The sequence below is a fragment of the Epilithonimonas mollis genome (genome assembly GCF_900142325.1).
GTDB classification, from domain to species: Bacteria; Bacteroidota; Bacteroidia; order Flavobacteriales; family Weeksellaceae; genus Epilithonimonas; species Epilithonimonas mollis.
In genome coordinates this window covers 1016015-1038668 of record NZ_FRAM01000001.1, presented here as the reverse complement: position 1 = coordinate 1038668, position 22654 = coordinate 1016015, and the positions used below count along the sequence as shown (strand labels likewise).

Here is a 22654-nt window from a genome sequence, read left to right as displayed (position 1 = left end):
GTTAATATTTAGATGATTGATGTTATCTTTTTCTGAAAAATGAATCTACAAATTCCATACCGTTAAAAATTTGCAAATCTTCCATTTTTTCTCCAACACCTATATATTTAACCGGAATCTGGAACTGATCGGATATTCCTATTACTACACCGCCTTTTGCTGTACCGTCCAGCTTTGTTACGGCCAAAGCGGTTACTTCTGTTGCCGCAGTGAATTGTTTTGCCTGCTCAAAAGCGTTCTGACCGGTAGAGCCGTCCAACACTAAAAGTACCTCGTGAGGCGCATCAGGAATCACTTTTTGCATCACACGTTTGATCTTGGAAAGCTCGTTCATTAGGTTTATTTTGTTGTGAAGTCTTCCTGCAGTATCAATAATGACAACATCCGCATTTTGAGAAACGGCAGATTGTACAGTATCGAAAGCCACTGATGCAGGATCAGATCCCATATTCTGTTTTACAATCGGCACGCCGACTCTCTCACTCCAGATTACAAGCTGATCCACTGCTGCTGCACGAAAAGTATCTGCTGCTCCAAGAACAACCTTTAGTCCCTGCGATTTGAACTGGTTGGCAAGTTTTCCGATGGTTGTTGTTTTTCCGACTCCGTTTACGCCAACAACCATTATCACATAAGGTTTTTTACTGGTATCGATATTGTCGGTGTCCAGATGAGGGTTTTCCAAAAGAAGTCCTGATATCTCTTCACGAAGGATGTTATCAAGCTCCGCAACATTCACATACTTGTCTCTGGCAACACGGTCTTCGATTCTTGCGATGATTTTGATAGTTGTCTCTGCGCCAACGTCAGAAGCGATCAGTACATCTTCAAGATCATCCAGAACTTCATCATCTACTGTATTTTTGCCAACAACTGCTCTTGATATTTTGTCGAAGAATCCCTGACTTGATTTTTCCAGACCTTTGTCAAGTGTTTCTTTGTCTTCTTTTTTGAATATTTTCTTAAACCAACTCATTGGGTAATGATTAAATAATAATTGATGTAATTTATTATAAACAAATATAATAAAAAAACTACCCTATTGAGAGTAGTTTTCTATATTGTATCCGTGTGAGGAATTATTTTTTCAAATAACCATCAACTTCGTCAGCGTTCATTACTTTTTCTTCAAAAACGTAAGCTTCAGATTTAGAAGACTTCACCATTTTGATTACTTTTGTCATTTTTTTTGAACCAGCGCCACCCTGAAGTGTTGCTACTACTTTTTTTGCCATTGTAAATTATTTTTATAAATTACTTAATTTCTTTATGAACAGTATATTTTTTAAGAACTGGGTTGAATTTTTTCAATTCCAATCTTTCTGTTGTGTTCTTTTTATTTTTTGTAGTAATGTATCTTGACATTCCTGCTACACCGCTTTCTTTGTGCTCAGTACATTCTAGAATTACCTGAACTCTGTTACCTTTTTTAGCCATTACTTAGTAGTGTTTTTAATGAAACCGTTTCTAGCTGCTCTTTCGAGTGCTTCCTCTATACCAATCTTATTGATCACTCTCAATCCGTGAGCCGATACTTTCAAAGTAACGTGTTTCTCTTGCTCAGGAAGATAAAATTTCTTCTCTAATAGATTAATTTCAAAACGTCTTTTCGTTTTGTTATTAGCGTGGGAAACATTGTTTCCTACCATTGCACGCTTACCTGTTATTTGGCAAATTCTTGACATATCTCGATGTTCTTTTGACTAGTGAATATTTGAGAGTGCAAAATAACGGATAATTTTTCAGACAGGCAAATTATTTTAAAATAATTATCAAAAAAATAAGCTTGGAATATTAATTCTTAATATCTCATACTTATTGTTATAATTATGAATCTGAGTCAGTTTTCTATAAAGAATTTTACATTTTCTAGTGGATTGCCAGGCATTGCAATTTTCCCCTTTATCAGAATGGGGCACTGTATCACTTCAGGATTCTGAGCAATAACCTCCAATGCCTGTTCCTCATTAACCTGCTCCGACTCGGTAAAATATTTCTGAAAAATTGCCGAAGATTTTTTAAGGACCTTACTTGGTGTCTTATTCAGTTTTTTGAATAATGTTCTCAGTTCAAACAGACTTAACGGATCCCTGTTGATGTCGATAATCTGGAATTTGATATCATTCTCATCCAGATATTCCAAGATAGCTTTGGATTTTGGACACTTATTGTTATGGATTACTTTTATCATGATAGTGGTCTGGTGTTAAATTAAAGCGGCAAATAATAATCGAAGTCTGTCAAAAATTATTCCCAAAATAATTTAAAACAAACCATTCAGCTCTCCGTCGATTCTTTCCAGGATATAACCAAAATCTTCAGGTTTTTCTACAAAGTCAAGATCGTCCACATCTATTATAAGTAGTTTTCCTTCCTGATAATTTTCTATCCAGTTCTGGTATTTGTTATTAAGTTTTGACAGATAATCTATGCTGATGCTTGTTTCGTATTCCCTTCCTCGCTTTGCGATTTGTCTCACCAGAGTTGGTATGTCTGCCCTCAGATATATCAGCAAATCCGGTGCCGAAACAAAATCCTTCATTAGTTGAAAAACTGACAGATAGTTTTTAAAATCCCGTTCCGAAAGCAGGTTCATTTCCGCCAGGTTTTCTGCAAAGATGTGGGCGTCTTCGTAGATTGTTCTGTCCTGGATCACATTCTTTCCGCTTTCCCGGATCTCCTTTACCTGCCGGAAGCGGCTTCCTAGGAAATAGATCTGGAGTGCAAAACTCCATTTGGACATGTCACCGTAGAAATCATCCAGATAAGGATTGTGATCCACATCTTCAAATTGTGCTTCCCAGCTATAATGCTTTGATAACATGGTGGTGAGTGTAGTTTTACCCGCTCCGATATTTCCTGTGACAGCTATGTGCATTCTCTATTAATTAAAGCATTAGATAATTGATATTTAAAAAAGCCAGACAGGTATTTGATGTCTGAATTTTTAATCTTTTAATTCTGAGGCGTAAAGATAAAGTTTGTCTTTTATGAGTGCCAAAAATCCGGAGCTGTTTTTATCCACAATTTTTGCATCTGCACTCCGGAAAATTTCTACGATCGATTTACCGTCAAATTTTGCAATGGTTTTATTTCCAAATATCAGAACAAGCTCATTGGTTCTGCGTAGTTTTTTTGCATCGGTAATCTCAGCAGAAACCAGGAGTGTTGTTTTTGTATTGTAAACTTCGAAGCTGTCTTCCCGCAGGATATAAATCCTGTTATTATAAACTAAAAAATCTTTTAGCCCCTGAAGATTAACGTTGAAAGGGAAGGAATTGATTACAGAATTACTTCGGAAGTTATACTGGATCAGGGTTTTGTTGCTGTCATCAATCAGCCAGGCAAATTGCAGATCTTCGGCATAAACTGCTTTCACAAATCCGAAACCGAAGCTCAGATTGATTTTCTGGATCTCATTCAGATTCTGATCAAAGAATTTAATTTCCTGGGCATTCTCAGAAAACATAACAATGTTAAGAGGGTTGGTGACACTTTGTATTTTATAAGGAAAGGTCACCATAAGTCTTCCCAGCTGATTGCCGGCTGCATCATATTTAGTAAAACTTAGATCTTTATTTTTATAAATATAAATATTGCCGTAATCGTCACCGAAAAGTTCTGTTGCATCCTTTAGCTGCAAAGAATCTGCCTCGATTTTCTTCTGGGAAAAAACAAAAGCCGGTAAACACAATAATATAGATAGTATAACCTTCAAAAATATTTTCTATTTAGGCGCATTCAATGTAATGATGACATCTTTTGTGAAAACCTTGTTTTGATTGTATGTGGCATCGCAAATAGAGGTGGAAACGTTATAACTGCCTTTGTCCACAAGAATATAGCTTTGGTTGTTTGCTGGGACAGTCAGGTTGTAGAATTTTTTTCCGCTGATCTTGATGATGAGGTTGCATTTGGATTTATTTACAAACTGGACAATTGATTCCTTTTTGTTCGGGTCATTGTTTAAAAGGCTGGTCAGAACAGCGGCTGTGTTTTTAGCGCGTTCGGATGGTTGTCCTTTTGCAGCTGAGGTTCCGACTGTTGACGTTTTTTCGATTTTTTCTTCAGTCATTGGCTTTATGGTAGGTTTTGCCACAGTGGAACTTCCTCCGTATCTTAAGGATAATGCGCGTTGCTTCAGTTCGGGAACGGCAGGATGGTTTGGATAATCACGGATGAATTTTTCCACCACAGCTCTGTCCGTGGTCTTTCTAGCCTCGAAAATACTGACTTGGGAAAATATGCAGATGGATAATAAGAAAAACGCAAGTAAAAATATCTTCTTCATTATAATAAATATAGAATTCGGTTTAATTGTAACGTAAAAATAAATCAAATCTTGTTAACCGCTATGATATTTGAACTAAAAAAAGTAAAATCTGCTAACAGCCTGTGAAAATAATTACGGATTATTACATTTATTAAGATTGTATGAATGTGATAGTTTTTTTATAAAAATCACTATATTTGCACGCTGAAAAACATGAAGGGGAAATCAGGAATTACAATATAAAATAATCAATATTATGTCTTATACACCAGTAGCTGCAGACGTAGCAAAACTAAGAAACACGACAGGTGCAGGAATGATGGACTGCAAAAAAGCTCTAGTAGAAGCTGAAGGCGATTTCGAAAAAGCAATCGATATCCTTAGAAAAAAAGGACAAAAAGTAGCGGCTAACAGAGCAGACAGAGATTCCTCTGAAGGTGCAGTTATCGCAAGAGTAAACGAGGACAATACTTTAGGTGTTGTGATCTCTCTTAACTGTGAAACTGATTTCGTTGCTAAAAACGAAGCGTTCATCGAGTTGGCTTATGAATTGGCTGAAATGGCAATTTTCGCAGCGACAAAAGAAGAACTATTGGCAACAGATTTCCACGGAATGACAGTTGCGGATAAATTGATTGAACAAACCGGGGTTATTGGTGAGAAAATCGAGATCGGTGCTTTTGAAAGAATCGAAGGTCCTTATTTGGGAGCTTACATCCACGCAGGTAACAAAATCGCTGCAATCACTTCTGTTTCTGCTAAAGTAGAAGGTGCAGATGAAGCTGCAAAAGCTGTTTCTATGCAGGTTGCTGCTATGAATCCAATTGCTCTTGACGAGAATGCTGTTTCTCAGGAAACTATTGATAAAGAGTTGGAAATCGAAAGACACAAGTTGACAGAAGAAGGAAAACCTGCAAACATTATCGACAATATCCTGAAAGGTAAAATGCAGAGATTCTACAAAGACAACACTTTGGTACACCAGGATTTCATCAAAGATTCCAGCATGTCAGTTGCTGATTATGTGAAGTCTGTCAATGCAGATCTTAAAGTAACAGGTTTCGTGAGAGTTGCTCTTGCTTAATCTTAAGACTTATGAATAAATTAAATCCCGTTAAATTGATTAGCGGGATTTTTTGTTTGATAATTTAGAAGTAGATTTGTAGCCCTTATTTTGTTAAATGAAATTTTTTTATAGTCCATATAGTTTACTGCTTATAGCTGTTCTGATTTTTAGTAGTGCGATAAAAGGTCAGTATATCAGTGTAAATACTGGCTACACAGCAGATCAGTTGGTAAAAGATATTTTTATAGGTTCCAAGAATGCCAGCTGTATTACTGTCGATAATGTCAAAGTCACAGGATGGGATTTTGGCAGCGGAGATCTGAGTTACGGATATTTTAACAGAAACACAACGTCTTTTGAAATAGATGAAGGAATAATATTGTCCAGCGGGAAAGCACCAGAAGCGGTAGGCGCTTTTACAGGGATCCAGAGTGCAACGGCCTCCGGATGGGGCGGAGATCCTGATCTTGAAACTGGTGCAAATATCACCAATACCACTAATGCAACGATATTGGAATTTGATTTTACATCCAATCAAAGTGATAAGATCAGTTTTGATTATATGTTCCTTTCTGAACAGTATCTAAGGACAACAGACCCTGGAACCTGTGGATATACTGATGGTTTTGCATTTCTGATAAAAAAAATAGGCGACCCGGATTATACCAATATTGCCGTCATTCCCGGAACACAGACACCGATAACCTCTAATAATGTCCGGGGTGTGGGTGGAAAATGTCCGGCTGTAAATGATAATTATTTCGGGCGATATAATCCCGACAATAGTGCTGTAAGTTTTAATGGACAAACAGCAATTTTGACAGCGAAGACAGATGTGGTTCCAGGACAGAAATACCATATAAAACTGGTTATTGCAGATCAGGGAAACGGATTATATGATTCCGGGGTTTTTCTGAAAGCTGGTAGTTTTACAGGAAATATCAATCTTGGCCCCGACCTGACTTTGGACAACGAAATCCCGCTTTGTAAAGGTGGTTTTCATGATATTAAAACCATCTCCGGAGGCGTTTCCTACAGATGGTTCAGAAACGGCATTCCTATTCCCGGAACTGATGATATTGATACCTACAGAGCGACGCAGCCTGGTGATTATAATGTGAAAATCGAATTAAGCAGCGGCTGTACATTGGAAGGAAATCTTAGGATTGAAGATGCACCTGTAGCCAATATAGATAGTTCTGCTATATTGATTTGCGACGATGATTTTGATGATAAATTCACAGAAAAACTATCCAAATACAATACACAGATTGTTACTAATTTTTCCAGAGAGTTTACAATTGAATATTTTACACAGGGCGGCGTGAAAATAAATCCTGATTCTGATTTTGAATTTACACAAAATCCGCAGGATATTACCGTAAAAGTCAGAGCTTTCAATTGTACGCCGGATTCTTATACGATACAGTTTTACCATGGTCAACAGCTGACAATGGATTATCCTCAGCAACCTGTTAATCCTCCTGTTTTTGATGTTTGTGATAATGAGCTGAAAGGGAACGCCACTAAAAATCTTGATGATTACATCCCTTTTATGACTAATGAAATACTCAATCCAAATGATGTAAACTTCTATGAGAAGGAGTCCGACCTCAAGAAAAGCCAAAACGCCGTGAATAAACAGCAAACACTGAGTACAGCTGTCAAGGAAAAAACCTTTTATATCAGAATTAAAAAACCAGGCAATTTCTGTGATAATTATTCATCCTTTAAGCTTGCTTTCAAACAACCTAAAAAATCGACGGTACTGAAAGATACAATCATCTGCAAAGGCACCACCGTGGACCTGGATGCCGGAACCGGTTTTGATCCTGTTGTGGGTTCAGGATTTACTTCTTACAAATGGGATGATGGTTCTACAACTCGGATTGTAAAAAATAAACCTGCTGGCGAATACTGGGTAGAATTAGGCTTTAACGGTTGTGTTTATAAACAGTTTGTCAAAGTCTCTGAACCGGAAGATCTGATCATTAGCAATGTTTTGATAGAAGATAATAAAGTAACCATACTGCCTTCTAACGGAATTCCGCCATATCAGTATAGTCTGGATGGACAGCCATATCAGTCCAGCAATGTTTATGAGAATGTCACGAAAGGAAGACATACAATAATAGTCAGAGACGCATGCGGATTTGTAGCTCAGGATTTTTCCATCATCGGTATCAAAAATGTGATTACACCAAATGATGACGGCTTCAACGATTTCATAGATTATTCTGACCTTATGACAAAATCAGATCCCCGTCTTGAAATATATGACAGAAACGGGCAGTTGGTTTTCAAAGGTGATCCCAATAATCAGTATATCTGGAGTGGAAAAACAAACGGAAGGCCGCTTTCAACCTCATCTTACTGGTACATCCTGGAATGGAACGAATCCGGGAATCCGAAACGTGCGCAACATACAGGCTGGATATTTTTAAAAAATAGAAACTAAATACTAAATCCTTTTTTTACATTTGTAATATATTGGTTATTACAATGAATAAAAGTTTACTGATTCTATTATTTTTTATTACTTCTATAAATTTATTTGGACAGCTTGATACAGAACACTGGTTTGCACCGATGGTTGACAGAACTGCGAATCCTAACACTGTACAAAGGATTTATATGTCCACTAATGAAACCACACCTTTTAAAGTAGAGGTTTACAATAATAATGTCATAATAGGGACGGTTACGATCAGTAAAAATAATCCAAAATATTATGAGATTTCTAACAGGAGTATGATCATTGCGAGACCGCCGTCTTTTAATCCCTCATCAGATCTGTTTAAGCCTGTAAATAAAGGAATCTATTTAAAAGGAGAAAAATATTTTTTTGCAAGTTTAAGGTTTTCTGTCTCTCAGCATGCAGAGATTCTTACCTCCAAAGGAACAGCGGGTATCGGAACAGATTTCAGGGTGGCTATGGCGCCTATAATGGTTTATAATGAAATCCTGAATTTTATGACCAGCGTGATGGCTACTGAGAATAATACTAATGTGACCATCTCAGGCTTTGACCCAAATGTTAAATTTTCAGATGGCGTCAGCAGAACACAATTCAATTTTACGCTGAATAAAGGGCAATCTTATATCATTGATGGTATAGGTGATCAGACGGAAAATTTCACAGGTTTTATAGGCGCAAAGATTACGGCTGACAAACCAATTTCGGTTACTAATGGCAATTTTAACGGTCAGTATGCGGGCGATTATCCGAGTGCATCAGATATTTTGATGGATCAGGCTGTCCCGGAAGATAAGCTAGGAAAAACTTTTATTCTGGTAAAAGGAAATGGAGCTAACAGCTATGTAGATCCAGATACTGGTTCCAGAACTACGATGGAAAAAGCTATCATTGTTGCAGTAAAAGACAACACGGAGATCTATCTTAATGATGATACCGTGCCGGCCAAGATTTTACAAACCGGAGAATTTTTTGAAACTGCACCGGATAGTTATAAGGATCAAGGTTCCGGACATTACAATTTATACATTTCTTCCAACAATAATATTTATGTTTATCAGCTTTTGGCAGGAATAGAAATAGGTAATCCGCCTACTAATGGTAATGGTCAGGCTACAGGAGGATTCAATTATATCCCGCCTTTGAGTTGCTATCTCCCCAATAGGATTGATGAAATCGGCCTGATCAATGAAAACAGGGTTTTTATTTCGAACATTAATAATTACCGCAACCAGATTCCTACAAAAATGAATATCATTACGGAACGGGGCGCAACTGTGGATGTTAAAAGTAACGGTACTTCCTTGGTCTTGAGCGCAGCCAATGGTCCTTTTGATGTTACCGGGAACAGCCAATGGGTCACATATAGCATTCCTAATATCACGGGGAATGTTGCCGTTTTTTCCAGCAGAGCAGTTACAGCTGGTATATCTGCCGGAGATGATGCTGTGGGTTATGGAGGATATTTTGCCGGATTTTCTTACCTGCCAGCTATCATCAGGAAAGAAGGAGAATGTGTTCCGGATGTGGTTTTGCAGCTGCCAGAAGGTTTTGATTTTTATCAATGGATGAAGAAAAATCAGGCAACAGGCTTATTCGAAGATATTACAGGTGCTAATACAAATCTTTACAAGCCAACGGAAGCGGGTTATTATAAAGCAAGAGTGAAACAAGGTTCTTGTGCTGAGGTGAATACTACAGAATTCAAGTTTTTAAGCTGCCTGAGTTACACTGCACAGTTTTACCAGACTTGTAAAGACCTTACTCTTGTGCCTAAATTAACATTAGGCAATCAGGGTGTTATTGGTTCTTCCATATCCATTGTTAAACAGCCTTTGAAAGGAACTGTAACCATTGACGCGGTGACCAAAACAATCAGCTATACTGCGAATCCTAATGTTGCAGGTGCAGATTCTTTCCGGTACAAGTTTATCGGAGATGATCCCATCACACCAGAATCAGAAGAAGTTTTGGTAAATATTGATATCAAAAATATCGTCGCCAGTGACCGTATTTTAAAAGGCTGTAAAATAAGCAATACAATCGGAGAGTTTGATCTCACAAAAGCAGATGTCACTCTGGATACTTCTGTGACAAAAACATTTTACAAGGATCATATCAATGCAGATAATGATACCGGAGTCAATACAATTGCTACGGCTGATCTGGGGCATTATCAGTCTTCAGAAGGAGAGATATTTGTTCGTTTAAACAATGGATTTTGTCCCAAAACTGTAAAGGTTGAGCTGAGATTTGCGCCGATTCCGGATATTGTTAATAATACCTATGAAGCCTGTGATCTTGATTTTAAAGGAGCAAAAGTAAAACTGGATCAGGTGGCCAGGCTGTTACTTAAGGATCCTGTTTATTTCACAAATGTTAAATTTTATCTTAATCCAGTCGCAACAGCCGGAACCGAGCTGCCGAACGATTTTACATATTCTGCAAATACAACATTGCATATGGTGGTATTTTCTCCTGATGGATGTACGCCTGTCAAGTTTGCTATCAACTTAAAAGTAGGCACCAGATTGGCATTGACAAAAACCCTTGACAACTATACTTTATGCGACCCGAATCTGGATGACTCTGAGAATGTGAACTTAGATAATTATAAAAATTTATTTTTATCAGTAACTGATGTGAGCGATACTGCCCTGAAAACCTATTTTTATTTATCTTTAAATGATGCACAACGCGATATTAACAGACTTCCTAATGGCAACGTCACTATAACTAAAGATGTTGACTACCATTTCAGGTTCGAAAAAAATGGTATATGCCCGAATGTCGGTTCATTATCTATCAGGTACACCAAAGGTTTTGCATCTTTAACCCTGCAGCCGGAAATTACAATATGTGAAAGTGCGACTGTACAAGTAGATGGAGGAACGGCTCACGTGAAGTGGCAATGGACAAGCGACAGCGATCCGGCATATATCATTCCTCCAACACAGAAAGTAACCCTTAAGCCGGGTAAATACCACGTCATTCTCAAATCAAAAGACAGCTGTGACTACAATCAGCGTTTTGAAATTATAGGCTCTCCGAAAGCTGTTCTCGATATTTCTAAATTGAATGCCACTTTTTGTGATGACAAGTTTAAGAATCAGATCATAGTTAAGCTTTCCACACAAGTGACGCCGGTGATTCTGCAGAATCCCCATCCCGATATCAAGATGGAGTATTACAGAGATGCAGCTTACACACAGCTTATCAATGAGGATAACTTTATCTACAGTAATGATATAAGAATATATGTAAAAGCAGTTTCAAAATATTGCAGCGAGACCAGAGATTTCATCGATTTCAGAATCGGTAACAGAGTACCGCTTTCTAATATCAAGCTGACCCATGAAGAATGTGATGATGATATGGATGGAATTTTCACTATTAAAAATCTAAACAATTATACCGCTCTCTTCACATCAGATCCAAAGGTGTCTGCAAAGTTCTACATTAAGGAAGCCGATGCAAAAAATGATGCTGCTAATAATATTACTGAGATTAATGTTAATAATCAGCAGGTTTTATTTGTTCGTTTTTCTAATACTTCATCATTGGATTGCCCTAATATAGGCGAGTTAACAATAAAAATTAAAATTCCGAAAAAATCAGAGGTATTGCTGGATAAACCGATCTGTCCGGATGATACCACTTATCTGGATATAGGTCCGGGTTTCGATAATAGTAATGTTGTATGGTATAACGAAAATGATCCGGCTAAAATCATCGGAACAGGACAGGTGATCAGTGATCTCCCTGTCGGAAAATATTTTGTAATTCTAAAGGGTTTTTATCCGAATGACTGCCCCATCAAACAAAGTGTGGAAATAAAAGCAGCGGAATTACCGGAGATCGAATCCATAGAGATCAACGGAAGTACAGTGAAAATAAATGCCACAGGCGGTGTGAAACCATACAAATATGCGATCGATAACGGGAATTATCAGGATTCCGAAATATTTACCAATATATCTCCGGGACTCCATAAAGCATATGTGATATCTGTTGATAACTGTGATCCTGCAGAAAAAATATTTTCCGTAATAGAGATTTATAATGCTATCACACCAAATGGAGACGGCGTGAATGATGTCTTGGATATGTCTCTTCTTAAATATAAAATTGATGTAAAATTCCAGATTTTTGACCGTGAAGGCAAAAAGCTGTTCGAAGGAGATCCTAATAACAATTATATCTGGGATGGTAAGCAAAACGGAAAACCATTATCCACTTCCAGCTATTGGTATATCATGGAGTGGAAGGATTTTGAAAAATCGCCTCCGGTAAAATATACAGGCTGGATCCTTTTAAAAAATAGGAACTAAGATAAAACTATAATAAAATCCTTTTTTCTACATTTGTAATATAGAACAGGTTATTACTATGAAGAAAGTTTTACAAATTTTATTTATTTTTTTATTTTCAATAAAATTATTTTCCCAGCTGGATAGGGAACATTGGTTTGCCCCGATGTATAACGGACAGATGAATCCGGGTCAGGAGCTTGTGCTTCACCTTTCCAGCAATGAGAAAACACCGTTCAATGTTTATATCTACAATAATAATACGCTTATAGAACAGCTTACAATAAGCAAAGGCGCACCGGGTATTGTCAATATCCCATGGGCTTATGTTATCACCAATATTGAGGATGATCTTGTTACTGTTGGTACCCGAGGCCTTTATATAAAGGCTGACAGACCTTGTTTTGCCAATCTTCGTTTTGGCGTGAATAACCATTCGGAGATTATAACATCTAAGGGAACAGCAGGTATAGGAAAAGAATTCTATAGTGTAATGGCTCCTAATTCTATGGTAAATATCTACTACGGAGCTTCGGTTAGTATCTTGGCGACGGAAGATCAGACCAACGTTACGATAAGTGATTTTAAAAAACCGATATATTTCGGAGTATTGGGTACTCCCACAGCAATTAATTTTACTCTGAATAAAGGAGAATCCTACATTGCGGATATAAGGAGCATAGATGCTAATAATCAGGACGGATTTATTGGTGCAAAGATTGTTTCTGACAAACCGATTTCTGTAACCAATGGAAATTTTAATGGACAATATGCGTCTTCTACTGCAGTTGGCTCAGATATACTGATGGATCAGTCCGTGCCTGTTGATAAACTTGGAGATGAATTCGTTATTGTCAAAGGATATGGTAAAATTGGTGATAAAATGGAAGGTGCGGTAATTGTTGCCACCGAAGATAATACTTCAGTTTATCTCAATGACTCTGCAACACCGGCTAATATCCTCGCAAAAAAAGGAGATTATGTAGTTATCAATGAAAATAATTACATAAACAGAGGAAATGAACATTACAATCTCCATATAAAAACAACCAAAAATGTCTATGTCTATCAGCTCTTGGCAGGAGCGGATTCCGGGGCTAACACACAGGCAACTGGCGGCATGAACTATATACCGCCGCTCAACTGTTATCTTCCCCGCAAAATAGACGAGATAAGTTCTATTAATAAAATACAGGCAAATGATGATGATGACAGATTTCGGACAAAGCTGAATATCATAACAGAAAAAGGAGCTCAGATAAAAGTCAATGGTGTGGCTCCTTTGCCACAGTATGGTCCTTATGATATTTCAAATTTCGCTGCCCAGCAAAAGTGGGTTTCCTATTCTATTCCTGATGTGACCGGGAATGTGACTGTAGAATCTGACAAAGCAGTAACAGCAGGTATCGCGAGCGGGAACGGCGCATTTGGATATGGAGGTTATTTTGCAGGATTTTCTTCCATTCCTCTCATCCTGAAAACAGAAGGTGATTGCCTTCCCGGTGTGAAGCTGGAAGTTACGGAAGGGTTTTCCATGTATCAGTGGGAAGTAAAAGATAACTCCGGGGCATTTGTTAATGCACCTGTACTTTCTGGCAATGATCCCACAGGCCAGCCTTATTCCAATAAAAAATACTATTACTATCCACAAAAAGCAGGGATTTACCGAGCCAGGATACAACAAGGCTCGTGTGATGAGATCGTTACAAAGGAATTTAAATTTTTTAACTGTACCACTTACACCAATTTGGACTATGAAACCTGCAAAACGGTTGTCATCAAGCCTGCATTCAGTTTAAGCTCGCAGACTTACAGTCCGGCTACTTTAAAAATCGTAACGCCGCCAACAAAAGGTACAGCTGTTCCTCAACCGGATGGAACAATAATATATACGGCGAATATAGGAGAGTCAGGCAGTGATACATTTCAATATTCTTATTGCGGAACTGATGCAATCCCGGATTGCGAAGTCGCTCAGGCCACGGTCAGGATCAATCAGGTCATAGGCAAAGATGCAGTTTTGAGAGAATGTACTTCCACAAATGTTGCAGAATATGATTTGAGAAAAGCAGATGTAACTGCAGATACGTCTGTTACAAAAGTGTTTTACCGAACTCAAAATGCTGCACTGAACGAAATTACTTCAGAAAGAATTAATAATTTCGCTAATTTTTCAACCGTAGATACGGATGTTTATGTGAGAATAAAAAATGCAAAAAACTGTATCGCTATTCAGAAAATTGAATTGAGATCCAAGTATTTTCCAATGTTTCCAAAAGTCACAGTAGAGGAGTGTGATGATGATCTGGATGGTACGTATGCTGTTAAGAACCTTGATCACTACAAATCTTTATTTACCACTGATGCTTCTGTCACTGTCAAATTTTATATAAAACAAATTGATGCGCAGAGTACCAATTCTACCAATGATATCAATGATATCAATGTGGCGCAACAGCAGACTTTATATGTCAGACTTTCCAATGCAGATGGCTGTTCATATGTTTCTGAGCTGACAATAAAAATTAAAGTGCCGAAAAAATCGGATGATTTAGTGGATAAAATCATTTGTCCTGATGATAAGACAGATTTGGATATAGGTGCCGGCTTCGACAATACAAAAGTTGAATGGTATAGTGAAGATGATCCTTCCAAAATCATCGGAACCGGACAGGTTATCAATGATCTTCCTGTCGGGAAATATTTTGTAATTCTGAAAGGTTTTTATCCGAATGACTGCCCAATCAGACAAAATGTAGAAATAAAGGCTGCGGAATTTCCAGTGATAGATGCGATAGAAATCAATGGAAATACAGTCCGGATACTGGCAAGCGGGGGGAAACAGCCTTACCGATTTGCGATCGATAACAGAGCTTATCAGGATTCAAATGTTTTCACAGAGCTCTCTCCGGGATTGCACACGGTATATGTAATCTCTGCTGATAACTGCGAGCCTGTGGAAAAAGAATTTTCTGTCATTAAAATCTATAATCTCATCACGCCGAATAATGATGGCGTGAACGACATTCTCGATATGTCCGCCCTGAAACTGAAGCTGAATGTCAAATTCGAGATCTATGACCGCTCTGGCAAAAAAATGTTTGAAGGTGATGTTAATAATAATTACATCTGGGATGGCAAACAAAATGGAAAATCTTTACAGAGTTCCAGCTACTGGTATGTGATGGAATGGAAGGATTTTGAAAATACACCTCCGGTAAAATATACAGGCTGGATCCTTTTGAAAAACAGGAATTCTGATTAGATTAATTTCTTTAACAATTTTTTTCTAAAAGAAATTATAATTCTGATTGCTTAACAATAATCCGATGAAGTTTAATAAAATTTTAACCTTCTCGGATTTTTTTTGCTAATGTTACTCTTTATAATTCTATAAATTTGCTGGAATTATTATGAGGAAGCTTTTTACAATCTTTTTACTTTGCTGCATCACATCGGTCTACGGACAGTTTTTTGATGGAGAGATCTACATAAGGGATAAGTCCAGCCTGTATCTCAATCAGGTTTACGTTACCAATGTCAATCTGCACAAAAGTGTGCTGGCAAATTATAACGGAGAGTTCCGGATTGCTGCAAAAGAAGGCGACCTTATCAGATTCACATCCATCGCCACGGAAAGAAAAGATGTCACAATCACTAAGCAGATGCTCGGCCTTAATAAAAATTTTGTAGAGTTGCAGATCGCTTATTATGAGATTCAGGAAGTGATACTGAGTTCCTTCAAACCGACAGGGAATCTAAGGAAAGATGTATCTATGCTGAAGTCCTCCGAAAAAGCGTTTGAACTTAGAAAGATAATTGGTCTTCCCGAGCCAAAAGGCGACGGTAGTTCCCCCGATATTCCTGTATTGTCATTCAACCAGGGACTTAGCTTCAGTATAGACAGTATTTTTGATCTCATTTCCGGTGAGAAAAAAAAGAAAGAGCGTTATTACCAATATGAAAAAATGAGCCAGGGGATCAAGAATCTTCAGGATTATTTTGGCGATGATTATTTTGTGAGACTGAAAATCCCTAAGGAATTAATACCGAATTTTTTACAGTTTGTTTACAGTTCAGACAATATCACTGTTTTTCTGGAGTCCAACAATTACGAAGCGACCAAAGTCTATATCGAAAAATACCTCCCTATTTATTTGAAGAGGCTGCAAAATTCTCATCTGATGCAGGTTACCGAAAGTATGTGATAAATTCAATATTATTTTTATAATCTCTCCAAAAATTATTCATTATTTTTTTGAATTCCACTAAGAATGTTTAATTTTATGAGCTTATAGAAAATTCAAAATGGGGAAGAACAAGATTGCCAGATTCGAGGAAAACAAGACATTACCAAACGTTATACAACCAACCAGAGAAGAAGCAATTAATGCTTTTGAGCATAAAGGGAAATGGTCAGCCTTTTTCGGGAATGATAACCCGATAGTATTAGAACTTGGCTGTGGAAAAGGAGAATATTCTGTCGGACTGGCCAAATCATTCCCGGATAAAAATTTTATCGGAATTGATATCAAAGGGGCAAGATTTTGGTTCGGAGCAAAGGAAGCAATACAGGATGGACTGAAGAATGTCGCTTTTATAAGAACCCAAATAGAGCTGATAGAAAACTTGTTTGCAGAGAATGAAGTTTCTGAAATCTGGATCACATTCCCGGATCCCCAGATCAAATACAGGCGAACCAAACACAGGCTCACAAATCCGGAATTTCTAAGCAAGTACAGAAATATTCTTAAAAAAGATGGGATTATCCACCTGAAAACTGATTCCGAGTTTTTACATGGCTATACTCTGGGTATTCTTCAGGGGTTTGGTCATGAGATACTGACTTCGCATCATGATATTTATGGCGCAGAAGAATACCAGCCCGATACACCACTTTTAAAAGATATCAGAACTTATTATGAGGATCTGTTTTCATCAAAAGGGAAAACCATTACCTATATCAAATTTAAATTGAAAGATGTGTAAGGCTTACTTATTGATTTTAAGTAGCTTTTTTTTAACAAGCTGTGCTTCATCTGTAATACCCGAGCCTGTCATTGTTAAAAGTAATTCTGATTTGATTTTGAAAACGGATTCTATAAAATCCGCTCCGGCTAAGATTGCCCTGGAGAATCAGGCACTGACGATTCTCAACCAGCTTTTTAATACAGACGTGGCCAATAACAAAATGGTATTGATGATAAGCAACGAATCCGATTGTGATTTTGTCATGAACATAGCCGGGACTAAATCTTACAGTCTGCCGGTAGCAACCAATAAAACGGAAAGTATTGTTTTGGAACAGGGAGAATATCAGATGACCTCAGAAGTTTGCAACACTTCTTACAGGGCTTTTAAGAATTTTTTTCAAAATACACAGCTCAGCATTCGACACAGACTGATAAAGCCTCATGACAGCACTGTCGTCAATCAACAATAAAAAAGCTTCAATATTATTGAAGCTTTTTTATTGTTTTAAAGGGATTATTTCAGAATCACCTCGTAGATTTTGCTCCAGTTTTTACCGGTAACCAGCATGTTGTTACCTTTGAAGGCGATTCCGTTCAGAACATCATCATTTCCTGTTGTATTCTGTTTTACAATATTTGTGAAGTCCATAATGCCCGTTACTTCGCCATTTGCAGGATTGATCTGAAGGATGATAGGCTTTTGCCATACATTTGCGTAGATCGATCCGTTATGATATTCCAGCTCGTTGATCTGGTCGTAACCTTCCGTGTTGCTTGCAACGGCTATTGTTCTTACAATTTGTGATGGATTTTCCGGGTTCAGAAAATAGATAAATTTTGTCCCGTCAGAAACGATCAGGTTTTTGCCGTCATTTGTCATTCCCCAGCCTTCAGCGATTTCTTTTGGATAATCAAATTCTTTTATGAGTTTAATGTTAGAATCGTAGATAAATCCTTTTTTTGATTGATAAGTCAGCTGGTATATTCTATCTCCGAAAACAGTAAGACCTTCGGAAAAAATTGAATCTTCCTGAGGCACCTGCAGAATGGCATTCTTGCTTCCCAGATTATATTTAATGATTTTAGATTTACCTTTCAAACCTACACTTTCATAAATTATATCGCCGTGCGCTTCGAATCCCTCAGTGAAATGGTCCGTGTCATGCGGATACTGATTAACAATTTCATAACTCATTTGTTTTGGCGCATCTTTCGCAAAAACGTTGATTGTTGCATCCTGTTGCAACACTTCGCCACCTTTTGTTTTGATGTTAAAAGTAACATCATTCTCCCCAAGCGAAAAGAATTTCGGATCAATGCTCAGATCGCTTGTTTCCTTGTCATTATAAGAAATAGTAATGGCTTCTGCATAGTCCAGTACGTCCTGAGGAATCTCAAGCTTGTCACCAAAATGATAGCCTTTGTTTTGCTGACCAATATTGTAGTCATTCAGCGTAGTGAGGATCTCTTTGTCTTTGTTACAGCTTGCCAGCAGCAATAGTGAAAAAGCAGCGGCTACAAATATTTTTTTCATTCGGTTGATTGATTTCGGATTTATCAAAAAGCCGGAAATTTTTTTCCCGGATCGACGCCCAAAAATACAAAATAATAAAAATTAAAATCTCATAAAGTTTTCTTAATTTAAACATAATAATGTAGATTTGTAAATATGATTACGATTGTTGCAGCAATAGGACATAATAATGCCTTGGGAAAAGACAACCAGCTACTTTGGCGTCTTCCGAAAGATCTAAAACATTTCAAAACAGTGACTGAAAATCATCCCGTGATAATGGGAAGGAAAACTTATGAAAGTATCGGAAAAGCTTTGCCAAACCGTACTAATATCGTGGTCAGCAGAAAACAGAACTGGTTTCAGGAAGGGATTCTGATTGTTTCCACGCTGAAAGAAGCCCTGAAATTTGCGAAGAAAATTCACGAAAATGTTTTTGTAATCGGTGGTGGCGAGATTTATAAACAAACCATAGATGCTGCAGACAGGTTGGAAATCACACAGGTAGAGGGTAATTTCGAAGCAGATACTTTTTTTCCGAAAATAGATCCGAAGATCTGGCAAAAAACTTTTGAAGAATGTCATCAGAAAGATGATAAAAACGATTATGACTTCTGCTTTCAGACATTTGAAAAAATTATTAATTAATAAAAATTCAATCTTGTCCTGTATCTCGAGTTATGGATTATCCAAGTAAAGTTTTATCAAAGGCAGTGGAAGAAATAGCAGGTTTGCCGGGAATCGGAAAAAAGTCGGCACTTCGCCTGGCATTGCATCTTTTGCGTCAGCCGTCTTCTCAGGGGATCTCTCTCGGAACGGCAATACAGACCCTGGTGACAGATATCAGATATTGTAAGGATTGTCATAATTTTTCAGATTCGGATATTTGTGATATCTGCAGTGATGAGAAAAGAAATTCCGAACTGCTTTGCATTGTAGAAGATGTCCGCGATGTGATGGCAATAGAAAACACCGGGAAATATAAAGGTAAATATCTGGTTCTGGGAGGCAAGATTTCTCCAATGGAAGGCATAGGTCCCAACCAGTTGAGAATCGGAAGTATAGAAAAAAAACTGAATGAAGGCGTTGTAAAAGAACTGATTTTCGCGCTCAGCGCAACTATGGAAGGCGATACAACGGCTTATTATATTTATAAAAAATTCAAAACAAATGATGTTCTGTTTTCCAGCATCGCAAGAGGAATAGCAGTAGGAGATGAACTGGAGTATGCGGATGAGATCTCTCTGGGAAGATCGATAACCAACAGAACTACTTATAACGAAGCGGGCTGATGAAACTTAGTGTTATAATTGTTCATTATCAGGTAAAGGATCTGTTGAAAAACTGTATCCTTTCTATTAAAAAATATTTACAAGATGTTGATTATGAGGTTGTTGTAATTGATAATCATTCTCCTGATGCTGCATGGAAATCACTGATTTCTGATTTTCCCGATGTCCGCTTTATTGAGCTGGATCATAATTCCGGATTTTCCAAAGCCAATAATATCGGTGTGAAACATGCAAAAGGTGACTATGTTTATATCCTGAATCCCGACACAGAAATTGAAGGGAATTACTTCGGGGAGATTTTGGATTTTGCAGACAGACAGAAAAATTTTGGAGCTTTAGGTTTAAGAATGCATAACATGGAAGGCCTGTTTTTACCGGAAAGCAAACGTTCTGTCCCGGCTCTTGTCAATTCTTTTGAAAAACTTTTCACAAGACTGAGTAACAACTCCAAAACCTATTACAGGAATGATATTGGAGAATTTGATATTGCTGAGGTAGAGATTATGACAGGTGCCAATCTGCTGATGAAAAAAGCGGTTTATGAAGAAGTTGGCGGTTTTGACGAGCGTTATTTCATGTACGGAGAAGATATCGATCTTTGTTATACAATTCTCAGGAAAGGTTATAGAAATTTCTATTACGGCAAGTATTCGATACTTCATTACAAAGGTGAAAGCACGGTCAAGGATCAGCTTTATCTGGATCGGTTTTTTGGTGCAATGCATATTTTTATTGACAAATATTACAGAGACCAAAAACCGTTTCAATACCTTCTGATGAAAATTGGACTCAAAATCAAATATCTGTCCGGCAAAAGAAAAATCCGTTAGTCTTTTTCAAAAGGAAATGTAGATTCTTCAGCGAAAATCCTCAACTGTTTCATCTCGTCTTTAGCTTTGTACTGACCAAATCTGGCAGCAAAATAAGTCAATCCAATTAATCCTAAAACTAAAAAAGAGCAGGGCAAAGCCCATGGATAATTGTAAGTGTTGATCTGCTTTTCTACATAATAAAGCGTAAAAAAAGTCATCCATGAGACAATCAGTAAAAAATAAACAAACATAAAAAAAGTCCACACGGCCGAACTTGGACCGAAGATACCTCGGATGACTGTTGTGCCATCTTCTTTTTCTATACGGAGCGCCAGATTCGGTTTCCAGTAATTGTTGTCTTCGGTTTTTACGAGAATTGTAGCGACTTCCCGGTTGATATTTCCGCAGAAAAGATCTTTATTGTTTTCCAGATATAGTTTCAGATTTTTTTCGCATTCTTCGGGAGAGAAGTCTGTGTATAGTTTGAATCTCGGTCTGTTTCTGATATGGTTCAAAGTTTCTTTCATCACGATCAATTTAAAATCAGATTAGCAAGCTGTAAGCCAAAATTTAATTAAAAAAATAAGTTTATTCCTGAATGTATGGAATCGGATCTTCCAAGAACAGGTCTATTTTTCTGGGGATTTCATTCCTTTTGATTTCGATCGTTACCTTTCGGCTTTCATCCGTTTTCAGGATCTGATGGATTTTGTTCAATGTGAGTTCATTGGCCTTTTTGCCATCTACGGTAACGATTTCATCCCCTTTTATAATGCCTGATTTTTGTGCCGGAGAATCTTTTCTGGTTCCGGAAACCTTGAAAATCGGTTTTAATGAAAATTTATATTGAAATGAATCAGTATTATTGTAAACATTGGTTTCATTATTCCCAAGATTGATTTTTGCGGTTTGAGCTTTAACCTGCTCTTTTTCCCAGATTAATCCATCCTGTTTTATTTCCAATCCGCTTCCGTCGATAAGGAAGGGATCATTGAGATGTTTATTAGCGCGGAAACAGATTTTATTTCCCGGGTAATCAAAAATGAGTGAAAATCTTCGAAGAACTTCCGACCCGATAGATCCTTTTCTGTCTTTTACAAGTCTCAGATGTTGTATAGAATATTCGTCCGGCATAGATGCGATAGGCTTGTTCATCCGGAATTTTCCTATAGATAAAGAGTTGATGCGGCTTCGCTTTCCGAAAATGTCCCCACTGAAGCCTCTTCCCAAAAAGTCATCAATGTTCGGGCGATTATAAATAAAATCTTTGATCAATGATGGGAACAGCCATACAGAGTCTGTATTTCCAAGATCCAGAAGTAGTTTGGAACTCAGTTTCTCGTGCTTCATCTCCACATCTGCAATGATATAAGGCTTGTTAAGCTCTACAGTCATCGGGAATTCTGAATACTTTTTAATGCGTTTCGGAAACTCTGAACTGTCTTTATAGATTGTTATGGTTTTGTTCAGATAATTGATCTCGACAGGGTGATTTTTGAAAAAATAATAGCCCAGAATACCGTTCACCGGAATGCCGACGTCCTGTGAAATATTGAATTCTTCATCCAGCACAATAAAAACCGTATGCGATTTGTCAATAAAATTTTTTCCGATTGTGACATTATTGTTGATCGATTTCAGAGCATCTACACTCACGGTTTCGCCCAGACCTCTGAAAGTGATTTTTTCAATATTTTTAAAATCAACATCCTTATTTTCCAGGCTGAAAAGCAAGGTTTCTGCAATTCCGGAATCCAGCATAAAATTCAGTTCTACACCGTTAATCGTCATCGGGATGAAAATCAGGTTATTAATCAATTTGAATTTGATGACAGTTTTATTTGTGTTTTCCAATACAAAACCTTCCTGGCCGTGGATCCAGAAACACCAGACAAAACATAAAAGCAATTTGATTTTCATGATATCAAATTATAAAGAA

General features: G+C 37.5%; 21 protein-coding genes. 10 read left to right on the top strand and 11 right to left on the bottom strand.

The window, feature by feature from the left end; genetic code table 11:
• Positions 1 to 22 precede the first annotated feature (22 nt).
• The 8 genes from ftsY to BUA97_RS04510 all read right to left on the bottom strand — a co-directional run bounded on the left by ftsY (position 23) and on the right by BUA97_RS04510 (position 4291).
• Complete coding sequence (gene ftsY, locus BUA97_RS04545) at positions 23 to 976, bottom strand: signal recognition particle-docking protein FtsY (RefSeq protein WP_072996644.1); 954 nt, start codon at positions 974 to 976, stop codon at positions 23 to 25.
• Positions 977 to 1079: 103 nt separating this feature from the next.
• The gene (locus BUA97_RS04540; protein ID WP_072996643.1) at positions 1080 to 1235 is read right to left on the bottom strand and encodes a DUF4295 family protein; all 156 of its coding nucleotides are present in this window, start codon (positions 1233 to 1235) and stop codon (positions 1080 to 1082) included.
• Positions 1236 to 1254: 19 nt separating this feature from the next.
• Complete coding sequence (gene rpmG, locus BUA97_RS04535; RefSeq protein ID WP_027384735.1) at positions 1255 to 1437, bottom strand: 50S ribosomal protein L33; 183 nt, start codon at positions 1435 to 1437, stop codon at positions 1255 to 1257.
• Entirely contained in the window at positions 1437 to 1685 is a 249-nt protein-coding gene (rpmB, locus tag BUA97_RS04530) for a 50S ribosomal protein L28 (protein ID WP_072996642.1), read from the bottom strand. The genes rpmG and rpmB overlap by 1 nt, the downstream gene beginning before the upstream one ends.
• A gap of 155 nt (positions 1686 to 1840) precedes the next feature.
• Positions 1841 to 2191 carry an arsenate reductase family protein gene (locus BUA97_RS04525; RefSeq protein ID WP_084081250.1) on the bottom strand — a complete coding sequence of 117 codons (351 nt, stop codon included), beginning with the start codon at positions 2189 to 2191 and terminating at the stop codon, positions 1841 to 1843.
• Positions 2192 to 2263: 72 nt separating this feature from the next.
• Positions 2264 to 2878 (bottom strand): deoxynucleoside kinase, encoded by a 615-nt coding sequence (locus BUA97_RS04520; protein WP_072996640.1) that lies wholly within the window; start codon positions 2876 to 2878, stop codon positions 2264 to 2266.
• 69 nt (positions 2879 to 2947) lie between these two features.
• Complete coding sequence (locus tag BUA97_RS04515; protein ID WP_139258223.1) at positions 2948 to 3718, bottom strand: hypothetical protein; 771 nt, start codon at positions 3716 to 3718, stop codon at positions 2948 to 2950.
• A 9-nt stretch (positions 3719 to 3727) separates the two neighbouring features.
• Entirely contained in the window at positions 3728 to 4291 is a 564-nt protein-coding gene (locus BUA97_RS04510) for a DUF6759 domain-containing protein (protein ID WP_072996639.1), read from the bottom strand.
• Between the two features lie 238 nt (positions 4292 to 4529).
• Between BUA97_RS04510 and tsf the strand changes: the two genes are divergently transcribed.
• From tsf to BUA97_RS04475, 7 genes are all read left to right on the top strand, one after another.
• The gene (gene tsf, locus BUA97_RS04505; RefSeq protein WP_072996638.1) at positions 4530 to 5357 is read left to right on the top strand and encodes a translation elongation factor Ts; all 828 of its coding nucleotides are present in this window, start codon (positions 4530 to 4532) and stop codon (positions 5355 to 5357) included.
• A 97-nt stretch (positions 5358 to 5454) separates the two neighbouring features.
• Entirely contained in the window at positions 5455 to 7797 is a 2343-nt protein-coding gene (locus tag BUA97_RS04500; protein WP_072996637.1) for a choice-of-anchor L domain-containing protein, read from the top strand.
• Between the two features lie 44 nt (positions 7798 to 7841).
• Positions 7842 to 12146 (top strand): T9SS type B sorting domain-containing protein, encoded by a 4305-nt coding sequence (locus BUA97_RS04495; RefSeq protein ID WP_072996636.1) that lies wholly within the window; start codon positions 7842 to 7844, stop codon positions 12144 to 12146.
• A 58-nt stretch (positions 12147 to 12204) separates the two neighbouring features.
• Positions 12205 to 15390, top strand: coding sequence for a T9SS type B sorting domain-containing protein (locus tag BUA97_RS04490; RefSeq protein ID WP_072996635.1), 3186 nt, complete (start codon positions 12205 to 12207; stop codon positions 15388 to 15390).
• Between the two features lie 148 nt (positions 15391 to 15538).
• Positions 15539 to 16333 (top strand): hypothetical protein, encoded by a 795-nt coding sequence (locus BUA97_RS04485; RefSeq protein ID WP_084081248.1) that lies wholly within the window; start codon positions 15539 to 15541, stop codon positions 16331 to 16333.
• A gap of 100 nt (positions 16334 to 16433) precedes the next feature.
• Positions 16434 to 17114: a tRNA (guanosine(46)-N7)-methyltransferase TrmB gene (gene trmB / locus BUA97_RS04480; RefSeq protein WP_072996633.1), complete on the top strand. Its 681-nt coding sequence runs from the start codon at positions 16434 to 16436 to the stop codon at positions 17112 to 17114.
• 91 nt (positions 17115 to 17205) lie between these two features.
• Positions 17206 to 17568: a DUF6759 domain-containing protein gene (locus tag BUA97_RS04475; RefSeq protein WP_139258221.1), complete on the top strand. Its 363-nt coding sequence runs from the start codon at positions 17206 to 17208 to the stop codon at positions 17566 to 17568.
• A gap of 44 nt (positions 17569 to 17612) precedes the next feature.
• Here the strand turns inward: BUA97_RS04475 and BUA97_RS04470 are convergent, their stop codons facing one another.
• Positions 17613 to 18632: a glutaminyl-peptide cyclotransferase gene (locus BUA97_RS04470; protein ID WP_072996631.1), complete on the bottom strand. Its 1020-nt coding sequence runs from the start codon at positions 18630 to 18632 to the stop codon at positions 17613 to 17615.
• A gap of 135 nt (positions 18633 to 18767) precedes the next feature.
• Between BUA97_RS04470 and BUA97_RS04465 the strand changes: the two genes are divergently transcribed.
• Genes BUA97_RS04465 through BUA97_RS04455 form a run of 3 tightly spaced genes read left to right on the top strand, consistent with a single transcriptional unit; the run spans position 18768 to position 20733 of the window.
• The gene (locus BUA97_RS04465) at positions 18768 to 19259 is read left to right on the top strand and encodes a dihydrofolate reductase (protein WP_072996630.1); all 492 of its coding nucleotides are present in this window, start codon (positions 18768 to 18770) and stop codon (positions 19257 to 19259) included.
• A gap of 32 nt (positions 19260 to 19291) precedes the next feature.
• Positions 19292 to 19903, top strand: a complete 612-nt coding sequence (recR, locus tag BUA97_RS04460) for a recombination mediator RecR (RefSeq protein ID WP_072996629.1) — start codon at positions 19292 to 19294, stop codon at positions 19901 to 19903.
• On the top strand, positions 19903 to 20733 hold the full coding sequence (locus tag BUA97_RS04455; protein WP_072996628.1) for a glycosyltransferase family 2 protein: 831 nt from the start codon (positions 19903 to 19905) through the stop codon (positions 20731 to 20733). Before recR ends, BUA97_RS04455 begins: the two co-directional genes overlap by 1 nt.
• Here the strand turns inward: BUA97_RS04455 and BUA97_RS04450 are convergent.
• A complete protein-coding gene (locus BUA97_RS04450) occupies positions 20730 to 21242 on the bottom strand; it encodes a hypothetical protein (RefSeq protein WP_072996627.1) in 513 nt (170 codons plus the stop codon). The genes BUA97_RS04455 and BUA97_RS04450 overlap by 4 nt on opposite strands.
• 61 nt (positions 21243 to 21303) lie before the next feature.
• Positions 21304 to 22635, bottom strand: a complete 1332-nt coding sequence (locus BUA97_RS04445; RefSeq protein ID WP_072996626.1) for an aspartyl protease family protein — start codon at positions 22633 to 22635, stop codon at positions 21304 to 21306.
• Positions 22636 to 22654: the final 19 nt, after the last annotated feature.

Excerpts from the sequence above, each read along its gene's own strand:
- BUA97_RS04510 (WP_072996639.1), bottom strand. The coding sequence starts at position 4,291 with ATGAAGAAGATATTTTTACTTGCGTTTTTCTTATTATCCATCTGCATA.
- BUA97_RS04540 (WP_072996643.1), bottom strand. The coding sequence starts at position 1,235 with ATGGCAAAAAAAGTAGTAGCAACACTTCAGGGTGGCGCTGGTTCAAAA.
- recR (WP_072996629.1), top strand. The coding sequence starts at position 19,292 with ATGGATTATCCAAGTAAAGTTTTATCAAAGGCAGTGGAAGAAATAGCA.
- rpmB (WP_072996642.1), bottom strand. The coding sequence starts at position 1,685 with ATGTCAAGAATTTGCCAAATAACAGGTAAGCGTGCAATGGTAGGAAAC.
- BUA97_RS04470 (WP_072996631.1), bottom strand. The coding sequence starts at position 18,632 with ATGAAAAAAATATTTGTAGCCGCTGCTTTTTCACTATTGCTGCTGGCA.
- BUA97_RS04455 (WP_072996628.1), top strand. The coding sequence starts at position 19,903 with ATGAAACTTAGTGTTATAATTGTTCATTATCAGGTAAAGGATCTGTTG.
- trmB (WP_072996633.1), top strand. The coding sequence starts at position 16,434 with ATGGGGAAGAACAAGATTGCCAGATTCGAGGAAAACAAGACATTACCA.
- BUA97_RS04465 (WP_072996630.1), top strand. The coding sequence starts at position 18,768 with ATGATTACGATTGTTGCAGCAATAGGACATAATAATGCCTTGGGAAAA.
- BUA97_RS04445 (WP_072996626.1), bottom strand. The coding sequence starts at position 22,635 with ATGAAAATCAAATTGCTTTTATGTTTTGTCTGGTGTTTCTGGATCCAC.
- ftsY (WP_072996644.1), bottom strand. The coding sequence starts at position 976 with ATGAGTTGGTTTAAGAAAATATTCAAAAAAGAAGACAAAGAAACACTT.
- BUA97_RS04500 (WP_072996637.1), top strand. The coding sequence starts at position 5,455 with ATGAAATTTTTTTATAGTCCATATAGTTTACTGCTTATAGCTGTTCTG.
- tsf (WP_072996638.1), top strand. The coding sequence starts at position 4,530 with ATGTCTTATACACCAGTAGCTGCAGACGTAGCAAAACTAAGAAACACG.
- BUA97_RS04485 (WP_084081248.1), top strand. The coding sequence starts at position 15,539 with ATGAGGAAGCTTTTTACAATCTTTTTACTTTGCTGCATCACATCGGTC.
- BUA97_RS04520 (WP_072996640.1), bottom strand. The coding sequence starts at position 2,878 with ATGCACATAGCTGTCACAGGAAATATCGGAGCGGGTAAAACTACACTC.
- rpmG (WP_027384735.1), bottom strand. The coding sequence starts at position 1,437 with ATGGCTAAAAAAGGTAACAGAGTTCAGGTAATTCTAGAATGTACTGAG.
- BUA97_RS04495 (WP_072996636.1), top strand. The coding sequence starts at position 7,842 with ATGAATAAAAGTTTACTGATTCTATTATTTTTTATTACTTCTATAAAT.
- BUA97_RS04525 (WP_084081250.1), bottom strand. The coding sequence starts at position 2,191 with ATGATAAAAGTAATCCATAACAATAAGTGTCCAAAATCCAAAGCTATC.
- BUA97_RS04450 (WP_072996627.1), bottom strand. The coding sequence starts at position 21,242 with ATGAAAGAAACTTTGAACCATATCAGAAACAGACCGAGATTCAAACTA.
- BUA97_RS04490 (WP_072996635.1), top strand. The coding sequence starts at position 12,205 with ATGAAGAAAGTTTTACAAATTTTATTTATTTTTTTATTTTCAATAAAA.